This window comes from Shewanella sp. SG44-6 (assembly GCF_014164185.1).
Classification (GTDB): Bacteria; Pseudomonadota; Gammaproteobacteria; order Enterobacterales; family Shewanellaceae; genus Shewanella; species Shewanella vesiculosa.
Map to the genome: position 1 here is coordinate 17,389 of NZ_JACJER010000031.1, position 22,913 is coordinate 40,301.

14 protein-coding genes, 6 tRNA genes and 1 pseudogene are annotated in these 22,913 nt (G+C 41.8%); 3 read left to right on the forward strand and 18 right to left on the reverse strand.

Annotated features, from left to right (window positions below; genetic code table 11):
- Positions 1–374 precede the first annotated feature (374 nt).
- Both purE and purK read left to right on the forward strand, forming a co-directional pair.
- Entirely contained in the window at positions 375–866 is a 492-nt protein-coding gene (gene purE, locus H5185_RS07770) for a 5-(carboxyamino)imidazole ribonucleotide mutase (protein WP_182741755.1), read from the forward strand.
- Positions 866–1,951, forward strand: coding sequence for a 5-(carboxyamino)imidazole ribonucleotide synthase (gene purK, locus H5185_RS07775; RefSeq protein WP_182741756.1), 1,086 nt, complete (start codon positions 866–868; stop codon positions 1,949–1,951). The genes purE and purK overlap by 1 nt, the downstream gene beginning before the upstream one ends.
- A 100-nt stretch (positions 1,952–2,051) precedes the next feature.
- Here purK and H5185_RS07780 read toward each other — a convergent pair whose 3' ends face one another.
- The 6 genes from H5185_RS07780 to H5185_RS07805 all read right to left on the reverse strand — a co-directional run bounded on the left by H5185_RS07780 (position 2,052) and on the right by H5185_RS07805 (position 9,811).
- Entirely contained in the window at positions 2,052–3,230 is a 1,179-nt protein-coding gene (locus H5185_RS07780) for a methyl-accepting chemotaxis protein (RefSeq protein WP_182741757.1), read from the reverse strand.
- A 152-nt stretch (positions 3,231–3,382) separates the two neighbouring features.
- A complete protein-coding gene (locus tag H5185_RS07785; RefSeq protein ID WP_124017565.1) occupies positions 3,383–4,000 on the reverse strand; it encodes a hypothetical protein in 618 nt (205 codons plus the stop codon).
- 74 nt (positions 4,001–4,074) lie between these two features.
- Positions 4,075–4,509 carry a hypothetical protein gene (locus H5185_RS07790; RefSeq protein WP_182697911.1) on the reverse strand — a complete coding sequence of 145 codons (435 nt, stop codon included), beginning with the start codon at positions 4,507–4,509 and terminating at the stop codon, positions 4,075–4,077.
- 3 nt (positions 4,510–4,512) lie between these two features.
- Positions 4,513–6,156 (reverse strand): glutamate--cysteine ligase, encoded by a 1,644-nt coding sequence (gshA, locus tag H5185_RS07795; protein WP_371696918.1) that lies wholly within the window; start codon positions 6,154–6,156, stop codon positions 4,513–4,515.
- Between the two features lie 312 nt (positions 6,157–6,468).
- Positions 6,469–9,324 carry a pitrilysin family protein gene (locus H5185_RS07800; protein ID WP_182741758.1) on the reverse strand — a complete coding sequence of 952 codons (2,856 nt, stop codon included), beginning with the start codon at positions 9,322–9,324 and terminating at the stop codon, positions 6,469–6,471.
- Between the two features lie 58 nt (positions 9,325–9,382).
- On the reverse strand, positions 9,383–9,811 hold the full coding sequence (locus H5185_RS07805; protein WP_182697908.1) for a YqaA family protein: 429 nt from the start codon (positions 9,809–9,811) through the stop codon (positions 9,383–9,385).
- A gap of 566 nt (positions 9,812–10,377) precedes the next feature.
- On the opposite strand from H5185_RS07805, the gene H5185_RS07810 reads away from it, so the two are divergent.
- Positions 10,378–11,625, forward strand: coding sequence for a dicarboxylate/amino acid:cation symporter (locus H5185_RS07810; RefSeq protein ID WP_182697907.1), 1,248 nt, complete (start codon positions 10,378–10,380; stop codon positions 11,623–11,625).
- A 288-nt stretch (positions 11,626–11,913) separates the two neighbouring features.
- Here the strand turns inward: H5185_RS07810 and H5185_RS07815 are convergent, their stop codons facing one another.
- From H5185_RS07815 to recA, 12 genes and pseudogenes are all read right to left on the reverse strand, one after another.
- Complete coding sequence (locus tag H5185_RS07815; protein ID WP_124017570.1) at positions 11,914–13,044, reverse strand: sodium ion-translocating decarboxylase subunit beta; 1,131 nt, start codon at positions 13,042–13,044, stop codon at positions 11,914–11,916.
- Positions 13,045–13,053: 9 nt separating this feature from the next.
- A complete protein-coding gene (gene oadA, locus H5185_RS07820; protein WP_182741759.1) occupies positions 13,054–14,838 on the reverse strand; it encodes a sodium-extruding oxaloacetate decarboxylase subunit alpha in 1,785 nt (594 codons plus the stop codon).
- Between the two features lie 13 nt (positions 14,839–14,851).
- Positions 14,852–15,094 carry an OadG family transporter subunit gene (locus tag H5185_RS07825; protein WP_124017572.1) on the reverse strand — a complete coding sequence of 81 codons (243 nt, stop codon included), beginning with the start codon at positions 15,092–15,094 and terminating at the stop codon, positions 14,852–14,854.
- Between the two features lie 601 nt (positions 15,095–15,695).
- Positions 15,696–15,772: transfer RNA gene (locus H5185_RS07830), tRNA-Arg, on the reverse strand.
- A 71-nt stretch (positions 15,773–15,843) separates the two neighbouring features.
- Positions 15,844–15,935 (reverse strand) — tRNA-Ser (locus H5185_RS07835).
- A gap of 8 nt (positions 15,936–15,943) precedes the next feature.
- Positions 15,944–16,020, reverse strand: a tRNA-Arg gene (locus H5185_RS07840).
- A gap of 27 nt (positions 16,021–16,047) precedes the next feature.
- Positions 16,048–16,124, reverse strand: a tRNA-Arg gene (locus tag H5185_RS07845).
- Between the two features lie 27 nt (positions 16,125–16,151).
- Positions 16,152–16,228, reverse strand: a tRNA-Arg gene (locus tag H5185_RS07850).
- A 22-nt stretch (positions 16,229–16,250) separates the two neighbouring features.
- Positions 16,251–16,342: transfer RNA gene (locus tag H5185_RS07855), tRNA-Ser, on the reverse strand.
- Positions 16,343–17,267: 925 nt separating this feature from the next.
- Positions 17,268–17,465 (reverse strand): carbon storage regulator CsrA, encoded by a 198-nt coding sequence (gene csrA / locus H5185_RS07860; RefSeq protein ID WP_011636538.1) that lies wholly within the window; start codon positions 17,463–17,465, stop codon positions 17,268–17,270.
- Positions 17,466–17,921: 456 nt separating this feature from the next.
- Positions 17,922–20,546 carry an alanine--tRNA ligase gene (gene alaS / locus H5185_RS07865; protein ID WP_182741760.1) on the reverse strand — a complete coding sequence of 875 codons (2,625 nt, stop codon included), beginning with the start codon at positions 20,544–20,546 and terminating at the stop codon, positions 17,922–17,924.
- Between the two features lie 768 nt (positions 20,547–21,314).
- Positions 21,315–22,187 (reverse strand): annotated as a pseudogene (gene recA, locus H5185_RS07870) (recombinase RecA); the annotation flags it as partial.
- Between the last annotated feature and the right edge of the window lie 726 nt (positions 22,188–22,913).

Genomic DNA, 22,913 nt, shown 5'->3' on the forward strand with positions numbered 1-22,913 from the left:
AAGCGCTTTTCATCAACTCATGTGTGATCACTCGATTGGCTATAAGCCTACTGGCGATAACCAAACAAGATGGCGTTTGCGACTAATAACGACGAGATAAGTAAAAAGGGTTATTTAAATGATCATTTCGTCGCGATTGAAACCAGCACCAATAAAAATCTGAGCGAGTGATAACTTGGATGTTCCAGCTTAGTTTTCGTATTTAGAAACTGAGTGTTAGCCTCATAAAACACTGAATTGCAGCCAACAGAGCACGGCTTATGCTATTATCTAGCACCTTTTTTATCGCCTTAATATTGACGTTAATCGCCGCGGTATCCTGATGAGCGAATTAACTAAATATACTAATAGAATAAGTACGTTAAGGAGTTAACATGCAAGCCCTAGTTGCTGTTGTAATGGGTTCGAAAAGTGATTGGCCTACGATGGAAGCCGCCGCTGAAATTATGGATAAGTTACAAGTGCCTTACCATGTTGAAGTCGTTTCAGCTCACAGAACACCTGACAAGCTAATGGAATTTGCAAGTTCCGCTGCCGATAAAGGCTATAAAGTCATTATTGGTGGCGCAGGTGGCGCAGCCCATTTACCTGGCATGATCGCCTCTAAAACTCGTTTACCTGTGCTGGGTGTCCCAGTACAAAGCAAAGCACTATCTGGCATGGACAGTCTATTGTCTATTGTACAGATGCCTAAAGGGATTGCCGTTGGCACCTTGGCTATCGGTACTGCTGGTGCATTTAACGCCGGTTTATTAGCCAGTCAAATTTTGGCGATTAGCGATGCCGCTTTAGGTGAACGTTTAGAAGCATTTCGTGATGAGCAAACCCGCTCGGTCCTTGATAATCCCGATCCGAGAGAAGACTAATGACTTTGCCAAAAAATCTTTGGGTATTGGGTGACGGTCAATTAGGCGCCATGCTCAGTCATGCTGGCCAGCCGTTAGGCATTAATGTGCGTCCAGTTGATATTATGACGCCATCAGATGCGCAATTACCGCTAGAAGCTGATGACATCATTACCGCTGAACGCGAGCAATGGCCAGAGTCACAGCTGAGTTTACAACTCAGCCAACACCCACATTTTATTAATGGTCCAGTATTTGGTCGTTTAGCGGATCGCTTTACTCAAAAAAGTTTGCTCGATGAATTAGCTGTCGCCACATCACCTTGGCAATTGGTCGATGACAATACCAGCACCGAAGCCCTGCATAAGGCTTATGGTGAGCGGGTATTATTAAAACGTCGCACCGGCGGTTATGACGGTAAAGGCCAACATTGGTTAAAACAGGCAGAATCGACAACCATCCCTGCCGATTGGCGCAACGAAGCAATTGCCGAACAAGCGATTAACTTCGATGAAGAAGTGTCGATCGTTGGTGTTCGCACTCAAGATGGCCGCTGTTTGTTCTACCCACTAACACTTAACTTGCACCAAGACGGTATTTTAATGGCCTCTATCGCGCCATTAAGCCGCCTAGCTCCTTTGCAAGCTGAAGCGGAAGACATGCTAAGCAAGGTCATGCATGGTCTTGAATACGTCGGTGTAATGGCAATGGAATGTTTCCGTGTTGGTGAACACTTAATGGTGAATGAGTTAGCACCGCGGGTGCATAATTCTGGCCATTGGACCCAAGCGGGTTGCCATATCAATCAGTTTGAATTGCATTTACGGGCTTTATGTAACTTACCTTTGCATCAGCCACAAGTGAATTTTCAATGCGTGATGGTAAACCTTATCGGCGTTGATAAAGACGATCGCTGGTTAAGCCTGCCTAATGCGGAGCTGTTTTGGTATAACAAAGAAGTTCGCGTGGGGCGCAAAGTGGGTCATTTGAATCTGTCTGTGCATAATAACCCTATGCTGACTGACAGTATCAATCAGCTTAAAACGTGGATGCCACAACAGTATCAAGCACCATTAGATTGGATTTTAGCTGAGTTTGCCAAGTAAATTTTGCCCGGTCAATTTGCCAAGCGCTTGGCAATAAACACGTTAATAAAAAAGGAGCCTAGGCTCCTTTTTTATGTCAGTTTTTTAGCGGCAAACACAACTACACGCACACTCGGGTTAACTCTTGATCAAGCTTGTTAGCGGTGACTTTTTGCTGTTGCGCCCGCTCGGCTATCACAGTTAAATGGTCATGAACATCTTGGCTTAAACTCGACATTTTTGCCGCACGTTGATTAATTGAATTAGTCGATGCTTGCTGGCCCAAAATACTATCAGCAATGTTGCTGGCGACACTGTCAAGCTGGGTAAATACCACTTCAATATTATCAAATGCTTGAGTGACTCGCTGACATTGTTGCAGGCCGACTTGGCTTATCTGCTGGCTTTTACTGATGCCATTAACCGCATTATTAGCTTTAATTTGCAGTGCTTCCACTATGGTTTGTATTTCGACGGTGGACTCTTGAGTGCGCGAGGCTAATGCACGCACTTCATCAGCAACCACAGCAAAACCTCGGCCTTGCTCACCCGCACGAGCGGCTTCGATAGCGGCATTAAGCGCCAATAAGTTAGTTTGCTCTGCAATACTTTTAATCACCTCGAGTACGCTACCAATTTTCTGACTGTCTTTATTGAGTAGATCTAAGTCGTTCACCATAACATCAATGCCATTGGTGAAATCAGTCATACTTTGGTGATTGGCGATAGCGTCTTGATTGCCAGACTGTAATAACTGGGTCAGGTTAACTGAGGTCGATTTAAGGTCATCAGCACTTAAGGATAAGTCATCTGCGGTTTGAGTAATGGCGTTTAAAGATAAGGTGATATGTTCGTTCTCACCATGACTATTGCTAATCGACTGCTCGGCTAAACTCATTCGCTCAGTGAGTACCTGTGAGCCATGGTGAAAAGTTTGTACATCTTGTCTAATCTCAGCTAAAACGACTTTTAAGCCTTCAATAAAGGCACTGAACTGGTTAGTTATGTGACCGAGTTGATCATCAATCGGATCGACTAGGCGCTTCTGTGGTGCGGTTTCAGTACTCACGACCAAGGCTAAATAATCTTGAAGTGCCGCTAAACGCTGGTTAATCGCTTGATTAAATAACAACCAGCCAAGCCCTGACTGGATCACTAAAGTGCACCCTAGCAAGATTAACACCGTAGATTGATCAACTGGCGCTGACATAAAAAAAATCGCCAACATTGCTAGCACCAGGCATAACGCCGGAAGTAGCACCACTTTTAACTGCAATTTATTATTATTTTGAGTTTGCATATTGGGATCCGCAATATCGTTGACAACATTTTACACAATGCAGGATATTGACGATTTAACAAAATGTAAACACAACTATTACAATCGAGTGTATTTAAGGAGTAAGTGGATGTTTTACGCACAATAAATAGCCTCACAAGGAGGCTGTATGGTTAATCAAAAAATAATCGCCACAACCATGACGAATCTAAATTCTCTTTGCATTGATGATATTGCGCAGCATAACGTTTTGAACGTTGATCGACTTTATTCGCTACCGGGACTAACCATTTTTTGGCTTTATAGCTGCCACGTTTATAACCGCCCCAGCCTTCATGGTAATTTAAGTATTGGTTTTTAGCATCCCACTTGGATACACCATTAATTTTATTTGTTTTGTAGATAAACCAACCCATAAAATCCATCGCATCGTCAAAGTCGCTGCGGCTAGACCAACTGTTACCTGTTTCACGAACATAATCGTTCCAAGTCATGGTTTTGGCTTGCGCATATCCATAAGCGTCACTCGCACGTCCTGTGGGGATAAAACCTAAAAAGTATTCCATTGGTGGTGCAGCATTATGCTTGAAGGAACTTTCTTGATACATCATCGCTAAAGGAACATGTACAGGCACGCCCCATTTTTCACGTGTATTAACCGCTGCGTCATACCACGAACGATGTTCTTTAAAAATAGAACATAAATTATCAGGCTCTTTTGGAGGCGAAGTGGCACAGCCCGCTAATGACAGAGATAAAACAACGCTAACGATACCTAAAAAACACTTCATAACACCTCTACCAGCACCTAAGATATTGATTCTGGATTTAGTTTTACATCAATTAAAAATCAATGCAATTATGCTTAGCGTTTCATTTCACATTGATGAAATTCGGTTTGCCAAACTATTGGCTGCCAATAGCCTTGATTTTGACCAATATAGATTTTATCGGTATTGAATTTAGCCGCTATATGGTATTGCTGCTCGGCAACGACATTAACCGAAAGCATTTTTACCTTACGAGCTGATAATGACACTTTCAAATCTGGTGAGTTAATCAGTTCTGCCACAGTAAATGTATGTTCGCCTGGCGATAATAGATAATTCGGTCTTGAAATAACTGGCACGCCGTCTAAATGAGTGACCACGACACGATATAAATTAGCACTGTTGTCGGGCTCTACATAGCTCGACACAGTACCACATTCAACCATATCATCTGGCGATGAGGCACAGCCCTGAATAGCCAATGCCGCGCCCGCAACCAGCAGTGCTCGCCAAGATGAATAAAATTGCATCGCTTATTTCGCCTCGAAAGTGCCAGCAGGAACAACATCATTAAAATAATTTTGTAAGAAAACCGCAAAATTATCTTGTGGTTGAGCCTCTAAACTTTGTAATTCAAGTAAAGATTTTTTCGCCTCATCCTCATAAGATTTTGTAATCTCATCACTTAATGGGTAATGGCTTAAAAACTCGTGGTAATCATTAGCCAATTGTTTAACCCACACGCCGTGATCGGTACCTTTAAGGACGACCTCATTCATCACTCGACCTGATAACGTTTTGTTTGGGTTATCAATGGCTTCCGACCAAGTATTCAATGCAGTTTTGTAGGCATAGCTATCATCGCCGTCGAGCAGCTTAGCGATAGTGTCTAATTGTGCAAAGAGTTCATGCATCCATTGCGTTAATCCAATATTTTTGCCATTACGCTGTAGTTCAAGTCCTGGCTTACGGCCTTCTAATACGACGGCTTTTAAGTTAGCGGCAATTTCAGCCTCACCGACCTCATCAGTATTTTCAGAAGGAGATAATAGGCAATACAACAGGAACAGATCAAGAAAACGCACTTGAGTGGCGTCAATACCAACAGGGCTAAATGGATTCACATCCAAAGCGCGCACTTCAATATACTCAACCCCTGCACGCGATAAAGCTTGTGAAGGTTTTTCACCTTTTTTGGTCACACGCTTAGCGCGTATGGGGGCGTAAAACTCATTTTCAATTTGTAATATATTGCTGTTGAGTTGGCGATACTCTCCATCGACATTAATGCCGATTTTAGCAAAACTTTTCGAGGGCATCTTAATCGCAGCGCCCACACCCTCAAGGTATTCAGGCAATGAGTTGTAACTAATATTCAGCGTGTCTTGTTCTTTATTGGTATAACCTAAATCGCTCATGCGCAGTGACGTTGCATAAGGCAGATACAAGGTGCCTTTACCGGTTTTTTGAAACTCAAAATCGACATCTTGATCTTTAATAAACGAACTGCATAATGCCGGCGTCGAGCCAAACAAATACGGTAATACCCACACTAAACGACGATAATTTCGAATAAGGCCGAAGTAGGATTCTGAGATAAAATCTTCAAGGCTAATATTTTTACTGCAACAAGCGCTGCCATTGCCATTAGCAATTTTGTCGTCATACAGGCGTTGCCATAAATCTTGCGACACAGAAAAATTAAAATGCACCCCGGAAATAATTTGCATTAACGCACCATAGCGATGGGTTAATCCTTTGCGGTATAGCGTTTTCATTTTACCGTTATTGGAACTACCATAACGTGCAACCGGAATATCACTGACGTCACCGACGTAACATGGCATGCTGACAGGCCACAATTTTTGACCGTTTAAATTGCGCACACTATATGCATGGGTTTGGGTTAACCCATCTAATAACTCATCAACACTGTGGCTTACCGGCGTAATAAATTCTAATAAAGCTTCACTATAATCGGTAGTGATACGCGAATGAGTAAGAGCAGAACCAAGCGCTTTTGGGTGTTCGTCTTGTGCTAGATGGCCATTTTCATCAATACGCAATGCTTCACGTTCAATACCACGTGACATGCCCAATAAAGCCTCACGGCCTTGAGTGTCGCTTAAGTGTTCGACTTTTTCATTGAAAGACTTCAATTTACTACTCTCTTTTATGGATTCGCATTGCGAGTAAACAGCTGGACCTGATAATAAACGAGATTATTACTGAAAACGCGAAAAAAGTGTAACTCAGTATAATTAGCGTGTTTATGAGGGTGAAATTAAAAACGGCAACACTCTATGTCACCGTTAATGGATCCTTAAACATTCTCTGCTATTCACTCATTAACCGACACAGAATGATATTACGATTAAAGCATACGATATAGCACAACCTATTTTAAAATAGCTTGGGCTATATCTATATAGGGTTAACATTAACTTATTTCAAGGCGACTGTTAACCCTATTAGGAACAAGTGTTCAACTAGTCAGCAAGCGTGACCATTTCAACCTGATATCCTAGCGCTTTTAGTTGCGGTTCAACTGTGGTTTTATCTCCCACCACCAACATAACCATATCGTTGATATTAAGTAACTTACTGGCCAATTTATTTAGTTCATCCGTCGAAATACTGTTGACGATTTGGTCTTGCTCAGCCGTAAAATTTTGAGCTAACTGATAGCGTTGGATCATTCTTAAAAAGCCCGTTTTTTGATACGGTGTTTCGTATTCTAATGCTTGGCTTTGGGCAATTGAACTGCGCATAAAGGCACTTTCTTCGTCTGTCATACCTGACGCTTGGTAAGCGTTAATTTCTTTGACAAACTCAGCCAAAGATAAGCCTGTGACATCACTTCTCACACTGGCATAAGCCATAAATTTACCGGTATCTTCACCACCACTAAATTGAGTGCGAGCACCATAGGTGTAACCTTTATCTTCACGTAAGTTTAGATTAACTCGACTATTAAACGCATCACCTAATGGATAGTTCATCAAATAGGCTTTAAAGAAATCACCGGTAGCATCATAGGGTAACGACACCTGACCAATATTAATAACCGATTGAGCCGCACCCGGTTTATCAATCAGATAAACGATATTTTTAGGGTGGGCTGGCAATGCAGGTAATGCAGCAAAGTGCGTTGCCTCACCTTGCCACTGAGCAAACATCGACAACTTCGGCATGATCTGCTGCTGGCTTAAGTCTGATACCACCACCATCTGAGCATTACCGGCACGGTACTGCTGATGATAAAACTGCTTCACATCATCAAGAGTTAACGCTGATATGGTGTTAATCGTACCATCACTGCTGATGCCCAACGGACTATTTTCACCATACAACAAAGCAGAAAAACCAGTGCTAGCGAGATAGTTAGCATCGGACAGCTGATGTTGTAAGCCTTGCAATTGTTGCTGCTTAACCCGTTCAAAATCAGCGGCAACAAAACCAGGACTAAACAAACGCTCTTTAACCAGTGCCAGCGTAGCATCAAGATTTTCGGTCAAACTCGATACCTTGATATAACTTTGTGAATCACTGGAACCAAAGCTAATGGATGACCCAAGCATATCAAGCGCGCCAGCTAAATCTTCACTGCTTCGCAGCTCGCTTGACTCATTAAGCATAGATGCAGTTAATTCTGCTAAACCGGCTTTGTTAGCTGGGTCTAATCGATGACCACCATCAAGATAAATAAGCAGTTCAACGGTTGGAGTTTCATCACTTTCAGTGCCCATCACTTCGATGCCATTGGCAAGCTTGCTGTCCCATAATTGCGGAACGGTTAACAAAGGTGCTGCAGCAGATGAAGGTATTTTATTGCGATTAAATGAAGACTTTGCAAAAGTGATGTCGGTTAATCCTGTGACCGCTTCTTGTGCAATAGGCATAGTGCTTGGTATAAAATTGTCTGGATGAGCAATCAATTGCGTTTGCCCTTCAGGGACAATACTCATCACCACCATGGGTTTGTTTTTAATGTAAGTATTGAAAACGCGCATCACATCGGCTTTGGTGACTTTAGCATAACGAGCTAAATCAGATGCCACCATGTCAGGCTGACCAAAGAAGGTTTGGTTCGCAGCAAGGGTGGACACTTTACCGGCCACACTCTGCATACCAAAAATAGTATTGGCTTCGAACTGCACTTTCACTTTTTGTAAGTCATCATCGGTTACGCCACGTTGTTCAAACTCATTAATAGTCTGATTAATTCGAGTTTCAAGATCGGCAAGACTGCCACCTTTAGCGGGATTGGCCACTGCATAAAGTGATAATTGACAGGCCAGCTCTTGGCATGGATGACTGACCGCAGCTTGCACTGCATAGCCATCTTTAACTAAATTCTTATAAATCAGTGATGTTTTACCGCCGCCAAGAATATTAGCCAGTAAATCGAGGGCTGCCTCGTCTTTGTGCTGCGCATAAACGGTTGGAAACCCGACGTAAATAAGCGGTAGGTGTACTTTATCTTCCATCGAGATATAGCGAGTTTTATCCAATGTGACCATGGTTTTCGCTTCAGGCTTGACGACTGGTCCCGCTGGAATTTCCCCAAAATATTTATTCACCCACGCCAATGTTTGCATTTCATCAATGTCACCACCAATGGTTAAGGTGGCATTGTTAGGTCCATACCAACGTTGGAAAAAATGTTTAACGTCATCGACTGTGGCGCGATTTAAGTCGTCTGGCCAACCAATAACAGGCCATGAATAAGGATGGTTAGCGGGATAGAATGCTTGGTTAAAACGTTCATTCAAACGACCATAAGGGCGGTTATCGATACGCTGAGCGCGCTCATTTTTAACGGTTTCACGTTGCACCTCAAATTTTTCGCTGGTGAGCGCTGGCAGTAAAAAACCCATACGATCCGACTCTAACCACAGCATTTTTTCTAACTGGTTACTCGGAACCGTTTCAAAGTAATTGGTTCTATCAGTATTAGTACTGCCGTTTAATGTTCCGCCCGCTTCGGTCACCACTTTAAAATGTTGTTCATCCTCAACATGCTGTGAACCTTGAAACATCATGTGCTCAAATAAATGGGCAAAACCACTGCGCCCTGCTAGTTCTCGCGCCGATCCCACATGATAAGTCACATCGACATGAGCCAAAGGATCTGACTTATCTTGATGTAAAATAACCGTTAGACCATTGGCTAACTGATATTTTTTATAGGGAATACTCACTTGGTTTTCTTGCGGGGTCGCGATTTCGATTAAGGTGACACCTTGGGGTAAACTCGATGCTTGCTGAGCGTTATATGCACAACCACTCAACGCTGCGCTGATGGCAGCAGCCAGTATCCATTTATTTACATTTAGTTTCAAAACTGATTCCTTCCTTTTATAACAAATATAACCATGACGGTTATACAGATAATGGCTATCAAAAATCGACCGAATACATCACCAGTAACACTATGAGGCTATAACGGATAAGCTTACCGACAAACATAAAAAATGATGCCGGCACAATAGGAATTTTAAGCCATCCAGCCAGTAAACATAATAAATCACCAATTATTGGTAACCAAGATAACAGTAACGCCCACGTACCATATTTTTCTATCCACGCAAGCGCATAACGATATTGTCGGCTTTGAATATCTTGAGGATTTTTGGCTAATCGCCCTGCTCGACCAAGACCATAACTGGTTATCGCCCCGAGTGTATTTCCGATACTAGCCAGTATCAATAATTCAAGCCATGAAGAGGGGGTTTGATTAAGTAAAGCTACCAGTAAGACTTCAGAGCCACCAGGCAGTAAGGTGGCGGCTAAAAACGCACCGCTGAACATTAACCATAAATTTGTCATCAATAGACCTTAATACGCATTAATAGTTTCATTATGTTCACTATTCAATTTATTTTTATTGAGCCTTTAATATGAATGTAAGCCCAACATATCTCGCTCAAGATCCGGTGCATCAATCTTAAAATGATGTATCTCAGGCCAAGATATTGGCCTAAACACCCTAGTGGTAAAACGATGAATTACGCAAAAAACGCAAGCTTTTCTGACTAAACTGACAAAATTAAAGTCGTTATCATGCAAATACGTTAATAGGGAGTGAAATACTTAAAGTTATAATAACAAATTTATTTATTCTTATAAGTTATAATAAAATAACGTTGTTTGTCATTGGATCACTTCATACAATACGATTAATATTTATTAACCTTAACGAATTTAATTGATCGTTATTAAGCGTTAACACCGGCTATTTTTTTAAAGACTAGCCAGTAATATCGCACGATGTCGCCAATAGAGGGGTTAACTTTTTAGTAATTCATAACTCATTAATAAACATAATGAGTCTCGCACAACGACCTTGTCTACTCAAATTGAGTAGCGCCATAATGACATAATTTGGAACTTTCATGATATTGCAAACCCTCAAACGCATCCCTTTTTGGCAGAAAGTCATTGCTGGCTTTGTTTTAGGCACACTCACAGGTGTCGGATTAGGCGAATCGGCGATAATGTTAAAACCGCTGGGTGATTTGTTTATTAGTGCCATTAAAATGCTGGTCGCGCCTTTAGTATTTTGTGCCATTGTGGTCAGCATTACCTCTCTAGGCTCGCAGGGTAATTTAAAGCGTTTAAGCTTTAAAACGTTAGCCATGTTTATGTTTACCGGCACAATTGCTTCATTTATTGGCTTAACGGTCGGCAGTCTGATCGATATGGGTGGTAATCTTGCTTTAGCCACAACAGAGGTGCGCGAGCGTGATATTCCAGGCTTCGCCCAAGTGTTGCTCAACATGATCCCAGTCAATCCGTTTGCATCATTAGCTGATGGCAATGTGTTGCAAATCATCGTATTTGCCGCGCTAGTTGGTATTGCCATTAATGCAGTCGGCGAAAAAGCCGCACCGTTAAAGAACGTTATTGAAGCTGGTGCTGAAGTGATGTTTCAATTAACCCGTATGGTGCTAAAACTGACACCAATTGGCGTATTTGGCCTAATGGCGTGGGTTGTAGGTGAGTATGGGTTGAGCACATTATTACCATTAGGTAAGTTTATTATGGCGATTTATATTGCCGCACTCATCCATATCATTTTTGTTTACGGCGGGTTAGTAAAGTTTGCTGCAGGGTTAAGTCCTGTGCAGTTTTTCCGTAAAGCCATGCCAGCGCAAATCGTAGCCTTCAGTACTGCATCAAGTTTCGGAACCTTACCTGCCAGTACCCGTTGTTCAGAGGCGATGGGCGTATCAAAACGATACAGTGCGTTTGTATTACCCTTGGGCGCAACAATGAACATGGACGGTTGTGGTGGTATTTACCCTGCGATTGCCGCCATTTTTATTGCACAAATTTACGGTATTCCGCTCGACATGACCGACTATATGTTGATTGCAGTCACGGCAACGGTTGCTTCTGTCGGTACCGCAGGTGTGCCAGGTAGCGCGATGGTGATGTTAACTGTGACATTAGGCGTGATAGGCTTACCACTTGAAGGTATCGCCTTTATTGCGGCTATTGACCGTATTATTGACATGATCCGCACGGCAACGAATGTCACTGGCGACATGATGACCGCGGTTGTTATTGGTAAGAGCGAAGGTCAGCTTGATGTTGAACAGTTTTACTCGGATGACAAGCCAATTGAACAAACAGCTTAATAACACCGAAAACAATATTGTATAAATGAATAAGCCAGCACTTTATCGTGCTGGCTTATTGCTATTAATTGCAAAGACAAATCTCTCTTCGTACGACTAAATACCACAGTAACCGCTTTAAAGACTAAAACAGCTAAGCAATATTAGACCATTTTAATCCCACCATCCCCATAATAATCAACAGTAAACAGACGAATCAAATCAACTGAGTGGACTCACTAGACAGCCTAAAGCCATTAAGATTTAGGCTGCATATCGATGAGTCTGCTTAAGCAGAAAATAGACGCTTTAGCCCAAAACAGCCAATAACACACCAGCAGCGACAGCACTGCCCAAAACACCGGCAACGTTAGGTCCCATCGCGTGCATCAGCAAGAAGTTTTGGTTGTTAGCCTCTAAACCAACTTTATTAACCACACGGGCAGCCATTGGCACGGCAGAAACCCCAGCGGCACCAATAAGTGGATTAATTTTTCCACCAGAAAGCTTACTCATTAATTTAGCCATCAATACACCAGAAGCGGTACCAATGCTGAATGCAACCGCCCCCAGGATTAAAATACCTAACGTTTCGATACGAAGAAATTGATCCGCAGATAACTTAGACCCAACGGCTAGACCTAAAAAGATCGTCACTATATTGATTAACTCGTTCTGAGCTGTCTTTGATAAACGATCAACCACGCCAGATTCGCGCATTAAATTACCCAAACAGAACATGCCGATTAAGGGCGTTGCCGCGGGTAAAAACAAAATGGTTAAACCAAGCACCATCAGTGGGAAAATAATTTTCTCTTTCTTACTGACCTCACGCAATTGCTCCATTTTGATTTCACGCTCGGCTTTGGTCGTGAGCAGTTTCATAATTGGCGGCTGAATAAGCGGCACGAGTGCCATATATGAATATGCAGCAACAGCAATTGCCCCTAACAATTCTGGCGCGAGTTTAGAGGCTAAGAAAATCGCCGTTGGACCGTCTGCACCACCAATAATCGCAATAGCTGCAGCATCTTGCATACTAAACTCAAACCCAGGCACCCAATTTAAGGCAATAGCACCGAGCAAGGTGGCAAAAATACCAAATTGTGCAGCCGCACCCAGTAGTAGCGTTTTAGGGTTAGCAATTAGTGCGCCGAAATCAGTTAATGCACCGACACCCATGAAGATGAGTAACGGGAACACCCCAGTCTCGATCCCAACATGATAAGCGTAAAATAATAAACCACCTTCATCAGTAAAGCCGGCATTAGGAATGTTGGCTAATATTGCCCCAAATCCAATGGGTAATAATAATAACGGTTCAAAACCTTTCATTATTGCTAAAAATAATAACAAACAACCAACAGCCATCATTAGCAGTTGGCCACCAGTAAAGTTAGCGATACCCGTTTCTGCCCAAAAGGCCAATAATCCTTCCATCTCGACCTCTTATGCTAATGATAACAATGCTGAACCTACGGTTACGCTGTCACCTTGTTTAACTGCTAACTGAGTGACAACACCATCTTGTTGAGCGCGAATTTCAGTTTCCATTTTCATTGCTTCAAGGATGATGATCACTTCACCGCTTGTTACCGCTTGACCATTGCTCACTAGCACTTTAAAAATATTACCCGATAATGGCGCAGCCATAGTGCACTTAACCTCGCCTGCAGGCGGTGAGGCAATTTGAGTTGGCGTTGCAACTGCTGGCGCGGCTGAAGCGGAAGCTGGCGCAATGTGACTTATTTCCCCTCCTTCGCTGACTTCGACGACAAAATGCTGACCTTCTACATTGACGCGATACGTTGCAGGGCCGCTATCGACTTTAACGTTAAGATCGTCGGCGCTTGGTATAGGTTCAAATGCATCCGGATTACCGCGATTTTTAAGAAATTGCAGACCAATTTGATTGAACAAGGCGTAAGTCATTACATCATCGTCAACGTCTGCAGCTAACGAGATACCTTGATCTGCAGATATTTCAGCTAACTCAGTACGTAGTTTGTCGAGTTCGGGTGCAATCAAATCTGCCGGCCGACAAGTAATAGGCTGCTCGCCTTTTAACACTCTTGCCTGAAGCTCAGCATTAACCGGCGCTGGCGTCGCACCGTATTCGCCTTTTAACACGCCTTCGGTTTCTTTGGTCATGGACTTATAACGCTCGCCCATTAATACGTTAATCACCGATTGCGAACCAACAATTTGTGATGTTGGGGTGACTAATGGAAGAAATCCTAAGTCTTCACGCACCCGCGGGATCTCCTCAAGCACGGCATCCATTTTATCAGCAGCGCCCTGCTCTTTTAATTGATTTTCCATGTTGGTTAACATGCCACCAGGCACTTGAGCGCGTAAAATACGTGAGTCGATACCTTTTAATGCACCTTCGAAACGCACATACTTTTTACGCACCTCACGAAAGTAAGCGGCAATCTCTTCTAGCAATACCATATCGTAACCGGTTGCTCTGTCAGTATCTTCAACCATAGCCACTAAGGTTTCTGTGGCGCTGTGGCCGTAAGTCTGGCTCATTGAAGAGATAGCGGTATCGAGCACATCAACACCCGCTTCAATGGCTTTTTGATATGTAGCCGTGCTCAGGCCCGTTGTTGCATGACAATGCATCGACACCATTAGGTCTGTTTGCGATTTTAAACGGCTGATCAGATCGTAAGCTTGCATCGGTTTAAGTAAACCAGCCATGTCTTTAATGCATAATGAATCAGCGCCCATATCTTCTAAACGCTTTGCCATATCGACCCAAGTATCAACAGAATGAACTGGGCTAGTAGTGAAAGAAATTGTTCCTTGAGCATGACCGCCAACATTTTTAACCGCTTTAACCGCGGTTTCAAGATTACGCACGTCGTTCATCGCATCAAAAATACGAAATACATCGACACCATTGGCATGCGCTCGTTCGACAAAACGCGTAACAACATCATCGGCATAATGACGATAACCTAATAAATTTTGGCCTCGAAGCAACATTTGCTGCGGGGTATTAGGCATGGCTTTTTTGAGTTCACGAATGCGATCCCAAGGGTCTTCACCTAAATAGCGAATACAAGAGTCAAATGTGGCCCCTCCCCATGACTCAAGAGACCAAAAGCCTATTTTGTCTAACAGTGGTGCAATAGGTAACATATCGTCAATACGTAAACGTGTTGCGAGTATTGATTGGTGTGCGTCACGCAGGACAACATCGGTTAATGCTAACGGCTTGATCATAATGACTCCAAAATTATTTTGCGCGGTATTGATGTATCGCAGAAGTGATAGCGGCAACCAACTTAGGATCTATCCCAACGGTTTTTGCACAACCTGTCGTTGCTGGCCCAGTGACAGGCTCCTCGATAGGTGCAGGAAAAAGCTTGGCAACAATGCCAATACCAATAATTAAAATACTCAAAAAAATAAATACTAAGCCCATGCCCATTACCATAATGCCAAGTGCATCAGATAACTGCTCTGATATCGATGTCATGTGTCCTCACTTTTTCTATTAAACATCAAACTATCGCGCTGGCTATTATGTATCGTGCGCTAATGCGCGATCGCGGTGCAATATCACAAACCTGCACCAAGACAGGAACACCGTTAACGGTTACATAAAGCGCATCAACTATTCAATAAAGCATAAATATTCATATTGAACGCGTATTCAATGAAGTTATATTTTCATGGTAAAACAGCAAACTGAGATTAAAACCCAAAAAACCGTCACAAAATATAAACAAATTAGCGCCACAATGCTATCTTTTTGTAAATTGGTCTTACCAAATTAGTGATATTAGATGAGGTTGGATCAATAAATCTCAATAAATACAGGCATAATTTATTAAATCATCAATAAATTTCGCTTAATAAGCTTTAAATTAGTAAAACCATGATAAGAACAACGATATGAGTCATATTTTATTGATTTAACAGCTTGATAAAATGAATAACAAATCACGACTTGGGAGATAAGTGAATAAAGATGTAAATATCAGCTTTTGTTGATAAAGGGCTTAGGCGTGGATAAAAAAATAGTCTAAAAATGAACCATAAAAAAAGCCCTGCAATAATGCAGGGCTTTTTTATTATGGTGCGCGTGGGAGGAGTCGAACCTCCGACCGCCTGGTTCGTAGCCAGGTACTCTATCCAGCTGAGCTACACGCGCAAAATCGTTACAACATGCCATTCATCAGTATCGCTGTAGTTAGCATTAAACTGCTAACTATACTTAATGAATGGCGGAGAAGGAGGGATTCGAACCCTCGATGGGATTTAAAGCCCATACTCCCTTAGCAGGGGAGCGCCTTCGGCCACTCGGCCACCTCTCCGCAATATATGGTGCGCGTGGGAGGAGTCGAACCTCCGACCGCCTGGTTCGTAGCCAGGTACTCTATCCAGCTGAGCTACACGCGCATAAATTGGGTTTTAGTGAAACATGAATGGTGCGCGTGGGAGGAGTCGAACCTCCGACCGCCTGGTTCGTAGCCAGGTACTCTATCCAGCTGAGCTACACGCGCATTCATGTTTAACACTATAATAGATAATGGTGCGGATGGGAGGAGTCGAACCTCCGACCGCCTGGTTCGTAGCCAGGTACTCTATCCAGCTGAGCTACATCCGCATCGTATATCTATTGTAAGAAATGGCGGAGAAGGAGGGATTCGAACCCTCGATGGGATTTAAAGCCCATACTCCCTTAGCAGGGGAGCGCCTTCGGCCACTCGGCCACCTCTCCGTTTCTTGGCGCACATATTACTGTTTGATGAAAATAAGTCAAACCCTTTTTAGGAAACCTAACTTCATTTGGAGTGTTTTTAAGCACATTGGGGATAATAGACTCAAATAGTCACAAAAACAGTGTTCTTTTCAGTGAAAATTGATTTAAATAATCTTCCTTCATCTCATTATCTCGCTGTTAAGTCTGTTAGAAATTTAGCGATAAAAAACTTTTTTTACATACGACATTATCAGCATATCAATTAACTAATTTAGACGAGGTTTTGAAGATTAAAATTTCGCCAGGCTATTTGTCATAATTAATGTGACCATAATGATTAACATGAACGGTTTAAGTATTTTTTATGTAGTTGATAATCTGAACGATAATTGACCACTTAATGCCAGCTCAACTAGGGCAAATCGTTTGAGATAGATTAATGCTGACTCAACACAATAAAACCAAGCGATTTCCAATGCTCATATTAGAGTGTCAGTAAGATACTTTAACAAGGTCTTAATCAAAGCCATGGAGGCTGTTTTTAATATCACTCGCGTAGAGCGAATACTCCAACCTCGTCTGGAGGGTAAGCCAAGAGACAAAGCATTTTGCTTTGCAACATAGAATAGGCATCCTGCTATTGGATCACTACGATAACGGATTGGGCTCGTCGTTGAAGAAAGGGCAGCTAACACGCCTGAGCGCTCCTGTATTTAGTCTTCGCCCGTGTATCGATGAATGTGCTATCTATTATCAATATAATCACTCTGCTGTGGTACACAGATGCGAGTAAGCCTTAACTTAAATAATATGAAGCGCTTTGACTAACCATACTGAATATAAACTTAACCGCCCTGTTTAACCGCCAGAAATATCTCACATGCAGAAAACAAAAAAGTCAGCAAATGCTGACTTTTTTGATATCGATCAAATATGCTCGAACTTAGTAATTACCACCTTCAGAAGGGGTACCTGACTTCTCAGACTGAATACGTTGATAGATCTCTTCACGATGAACAGAGACTTCTTTAGGTGCATTGACACCGATACGTACCTGGTTACCTTTAACACCTAACACAGTAACTGTGACTTCGTCACCGATCATTAATGTTTCGCCTACACGACGAGTCAAAATTAGCATTCGACTGCTCCTTTAAGTTCAATCTGCATAACACGCTTTATCCGTAATATGCGCTCATTATAAGGTCTGCTTTACATAAAATCATAGTATCAATTTCTGAATACGTCGGTTTATAAAGCATATTCTCTTAAGAAATCATAAAACTTGATGATTTTCATCTTTTGAAACGAGGTTAACCGTCAATTAATCACATTCACGATACGACTCGCTGGTTAAACAATCCAATACGGCAAACCAATAACAAAAACGCTAGCAATGGAAAACAAATACCAAATCAGAGTACTACACTTGAGCACAAAAAAAAGCATTGTCTGACACTGGTAATCCTTTTAAACGCTTTTACTGTTAGCAAGTTAGTTCACTATGCCAAATCTACTGATAGCACTCAAGTCATAAAGCTGCATATAGTAGACTTTATGACTCAATTGCCGATAAATCGTTAATTTACAGATTTAATTAGCTTAAACGTTCGTTTACCCAAGGTGCAACCAAGGCTAATGCAGCGGCTAAATTCTCAGGCTGAGTACCACCCGCTTGAGCCATATCTGGGCGTCCGCCGCCCTTACCGCCAACCTGCTGTGCGACCATTGCCACTAACTCACCCGCTTTAACTTTTTTAGTTAAATCATTGCTGACACCAGCAATTAAGTTAACTTTACCGTCTTTAGACGTACCTAAGACAATAATCGCAGATTTAAGCTTTTGTTTCAGCTCATCTTGTAAACCACGAAGTGAACCAGGATCAATGCCATCAAGCTGCTTAACTAACAACTTAACCCCATTGATGTCGACTGCATCACCCGCCATATCGGCACTGGCTGCTGCAGCTAACTTATCTTTTAACTGCGACAAATCTTTTTCTAATTGCTTCACTTTATCTAACTGGGCTTTTAACTTAGCCACAACTGAAGCACTGTCTGATTTAAGTAATTGCGCGGCTTCATCTAATACTGCTTGTTGATCGGCAATATAAGCCATTGCTGCGATACCTGTGACAGCCTCAATACGACGCACACCGGCAGCAATACCGCCCTCAGAAGTGATTTTAAATAACCCAATATCACCAGTACGGCCAACATGAGTACCACCACATAGCTCGATAGAGAAATCCCCCATAGTCACCACGCGGACTTGGTCATCGTATTTCTCACCAAATAATGCCATGGCGCCTTTTTCTTTGGCTTCGTCAATGGCCATTTCCGTGGTGCAAAGTTCATGGTTACGGCGAATTTGAGTATTGACTAGATCTTCAACCGCCTTTAACTCTGAAGCTTTAACCGCTTCAAAATGAGCAAAGTCAAAACGTAAGCGCTCAGGGTTAACTAATGAGCCCTTCTGAGACACATGCGAGCCTAACACTTGACGTAATGCAGCATGCAGTAAGTGAGTGACGGAATGATTTAACTGAGTACGATGACGTAAATTTTTATCCACTTGCGCAGTTAACTGCTGACCGATAACTAATTTGCCTTGGCTTAATTGACCTTCATGACCAATAGCAGGGCCAAACTTTTGCGTGTCGTTAACAATAAACAGTAAACCTTCAGCTGTCAGTTGACCTTTATCGCCCACCTGTCCACCTGACTCTGCATAGAATGGCGTATTATCTAGCACAACAACGGCATCTTGACCGGCAACCACAGTATCAACCGCTTTACCGTCAACATATAAACCAATCACATTAGGCTGACCAGTTAACTCGGTATAACCACTGAATGCGGTTTCTGCATCAATAATTAATTGGCTATTATAATCTGCGCCAAAGTTACCTGCGGCTTGTGCGCGACTTCTTTGCTCCGCCATTGCGACTTCAAAGCCTGCTTCATCAACATTAATATCACGTTCACGACAAACATCAGCGGTTAAATCAACTGGAAAACCATAAGTGTCATACAGTTTAAATACCGTTTCACCATCTAAAGTATTACCTTGTAGCGTATTTAGCGCACCATCCAAAATCACTAAGCCACGCTCAAGTGTACGAGCAAACTGCTCTTCTTCTGCTTTTAAGGCTTTTTCAACAATGGCTTGTGTTTGTTTTAAACCATTAGCTGCATCACCCATAACGCTAATGAGTGTTGGGACTAACTTATAGAAAAATGCATCGGTAGCACCAAGCTTATTACCGTGACGAACTGCGCGACGAATAATACGACGCAATACATAACCACGGCCTTCGTTTGATGGCATAACACCATCGGCAATTAAAAATGCACAAGAACGTATATGATCAGCAATAACCCGTAATGATTTATTTTCTAAATCAGATACACCAATAATTTCAGCCGTTTTTGCGATGAGTTGTTTAAATATATCGATTTCGTAGTTTGAATGCACACCTTGCATAATTGCTGCAATACGCTCAATGCCCATACCTGTATCAACCGAAGGTTTAGGTAATGGCAACATTTCACCGTCGGCTTGACGGTTATATTGCATAAATACAATATTCCAGATTTCAATAAAGCGATCGCCGTCTTCTTCAGGCGTACCAGGACGACCACCCCAGATATGATCGCCATGATCATAGAAAATTTCGCTACATGGGCCACAAGGTCCGGTATCACCCATCTGCCAGAAGTTATCAGACGCAAACGCGCCACCTTTATTATCACCAATACGGATCATATTTTCAGGTGCAACACCAATTTTTTGCGTCCAAAGTTCATAGGCTTCGTCATCTGTTTCATAAATGGTGACACATAAGCGATCTTTTGGCAGCTTGAGGGTTTCAGTTAAAAAGGTCCACGCAAAACGAATCGCATCTTCTTTAAAATAATCGCCAAAACTGAAATTACCCAACATTTCAAAAAAAGTGTGGTGACGAGCGGTATAACCCACATTGTCTAAATCGTTATGTTTACCACCAGCACGAACGCAACGTTGTGATGTTGTTGCTCGGCTATAGTTGCGCTTATCCATACCGAGGAACACATCTTTAAACTGATTCATACCCGCATTGGTAAATAACAGTGTTGGGTCGTTAGTGGGAACGAGCGAGCTGCTATCAACAACCTGATGTCCGTTATCTTCAAAGTACTTTAAAAATGCACTTCTTAACTCTGCTGTAGTCTGAAACATGAAATGGCCCTGAATAGAGAAAATACAAAAGTAACGAGCTTGATATGCAAGCTAGTAAATGTAGACATTATATACTGAATTTGTCGAAAGAAGCGAGTTGAGTCAGTTGATTATAATCTCGACAAAAATCGATAGAATAACGATCTACTGGCCCGATAACGACGGAGATAGCGAACTCAATCCACTGATTATTTAAACGGAATATGCATTTCTATCTTGTCTATAAATAAGCTCGTTGATCATGACTAGGACATAATTTTATTAATCAATCTGATAAGCAACCAAATCAAACGCATAAGAAACCAAGATAGTTAACATTTTGGCGAGTCTGGTAATCAGCACAATCGTGATGTGATAAGAAATAATGTGATTAAAAAGGATGTTATTAAAAAGGATATTATTTAGCCTAACCGACATTTGATAGAGCAACTTGTCGCCGTACATTTCTCAATGTACCCAACTTTACTTAAAAATGATGCAATCACCTTAACATTAGCAAACACAAATAAATGCATACCAAGGGTGTTAAAGGCTTTAGATATTTTTTTGCTTAAAGCGGTGTTGACTATAGCTGGAAAGATTAGCCATTGTGCATGACAAGTGTCACTTAAAAGGCTCTGAGTTTGCCATTATTTGCAACATTTAGACTGGATGACGTTTAAAATATGGTGAGTGTAAAAGATGGTGAGTGCTTGTAATGAGGCGACTTTATGGCGGGAATTTTCGCGGCGCGCAAAAGCGCTACCGCGATAAATATGACTGGCTAATTTAGAATACTTCACCTGTTTCAAGGTCAATATTCTCATCACTTTCAGTGGTTGAGTCTGATGAGTTAGCCCCACCATTCAATAACATGCCACGAAGAGTGGTATTAATTTCATCAGCAATAGCTGGATTTTCAGTCAAAAATTTACCAGCATTGGCACGGCCTTGACCAATTTTTTCGCCTTTGTAGCTGTACCAAGCACCGGCTTTATCAACCAGCTTGTGTGCAACACCTAAGTCAACTAGTTCGCCGGTACGGTTAATACCTTGTCCATAAAGGATCTGGAATTCAGCTTGCTTAAATGGAGCTGCAATCTTATTTTTAACCACTTTAACGCGAGTTTCATTACCGATGACTTCATCGCCATCTTTAATCGCACCGGTACGACGAATATCTAAACGAACAGATGCGTAGAATTTAAGTGCATTACCACCTGTAGTCGTTTCTGGGCTACCAAACATTACACCAATTTTCATACGAATTTGGTTAATAAAAATAAGCAGTGTGTTTGATTGCTTAAGGTTACCAGCAAGTTTTCGCATCGCTTGGCTCATCATACGCGCGGCAAGGCCCATATGCGAATCACCAATTTCACCTTCAATTTCTGCTTTTGGTGTTAATGCTGCAACAGAATCGACAACGATAACATCTACCGCACCTGAACGCGTTAACGCATCACAAATTTCTAGTGCTTGTTCGCCTGTATCTGGCTGTGAACAAAGTAAGTTATCAATATCTACGCCTAGCTTTTTGGCATAAATTGGGTCAAGAGCATGTTCAGCATCAATAAACGCACAGGTTTTACCTTCGCGTTGCGCTGCGGCAATCACTTCAAGAGTTAATGTGGTTTTACCTGATGACTCTGGGCCGTAAATAAAAGCCAAACTTTGTATAGTTACCTCAATCGGTTCATGTCGTTAAAACAATATTAACTCAAATCGATAGCTTTAGGTGAATAAGTATGCAGTTATAATAAGATGTATGTAGATCATTAAATTTCATCTGATTCCCTATTCAATTTTTATAAAGCATAGTCAAGTTAATCATTTGATCGGTGTGATTGCCAAAGCTTGATCATTTTCATTAGCACACAAGCCTTCCTTAATTATTTTTTTATGCCCATTAAATTTGATCAATTTCTAGCTAACTTTTGAACATTAATGAGTTAACCTCCTAGCCCATTTAGAAGCAAAATTAAGCTAGAAAATCACTGCGGATCATATTAGTTCAGATAAAATATTATGCTGAAAACGGCTAAGCAAGTGGCCAAATTCCCCCATCACTACAAATAGAGCATAAGCCTAAGTTAAAGGTACTTTGAGTAAGATTATTAACACCCAAAGGACCAGAAAGCCTGATTTGAATTAGTAGAAAGAGACTAATGTTTTATAAAACTGATGAAAAAAGGTAAAAACCGGTATTTTTTCACTTACTGTGATGCCCATTGGTGCAAATCCATGATTTAAAACTGGATAAAAACACTTATTTTTGGTCCAATTAAAGAGGTTAAAGAGCAAAATACCTGCAAGATCGGAATTCGACTTTAGATGCCAATATCTTAGTTGTACTACGAATTGTGAGTGTTTTTTTTAATTAAGCGA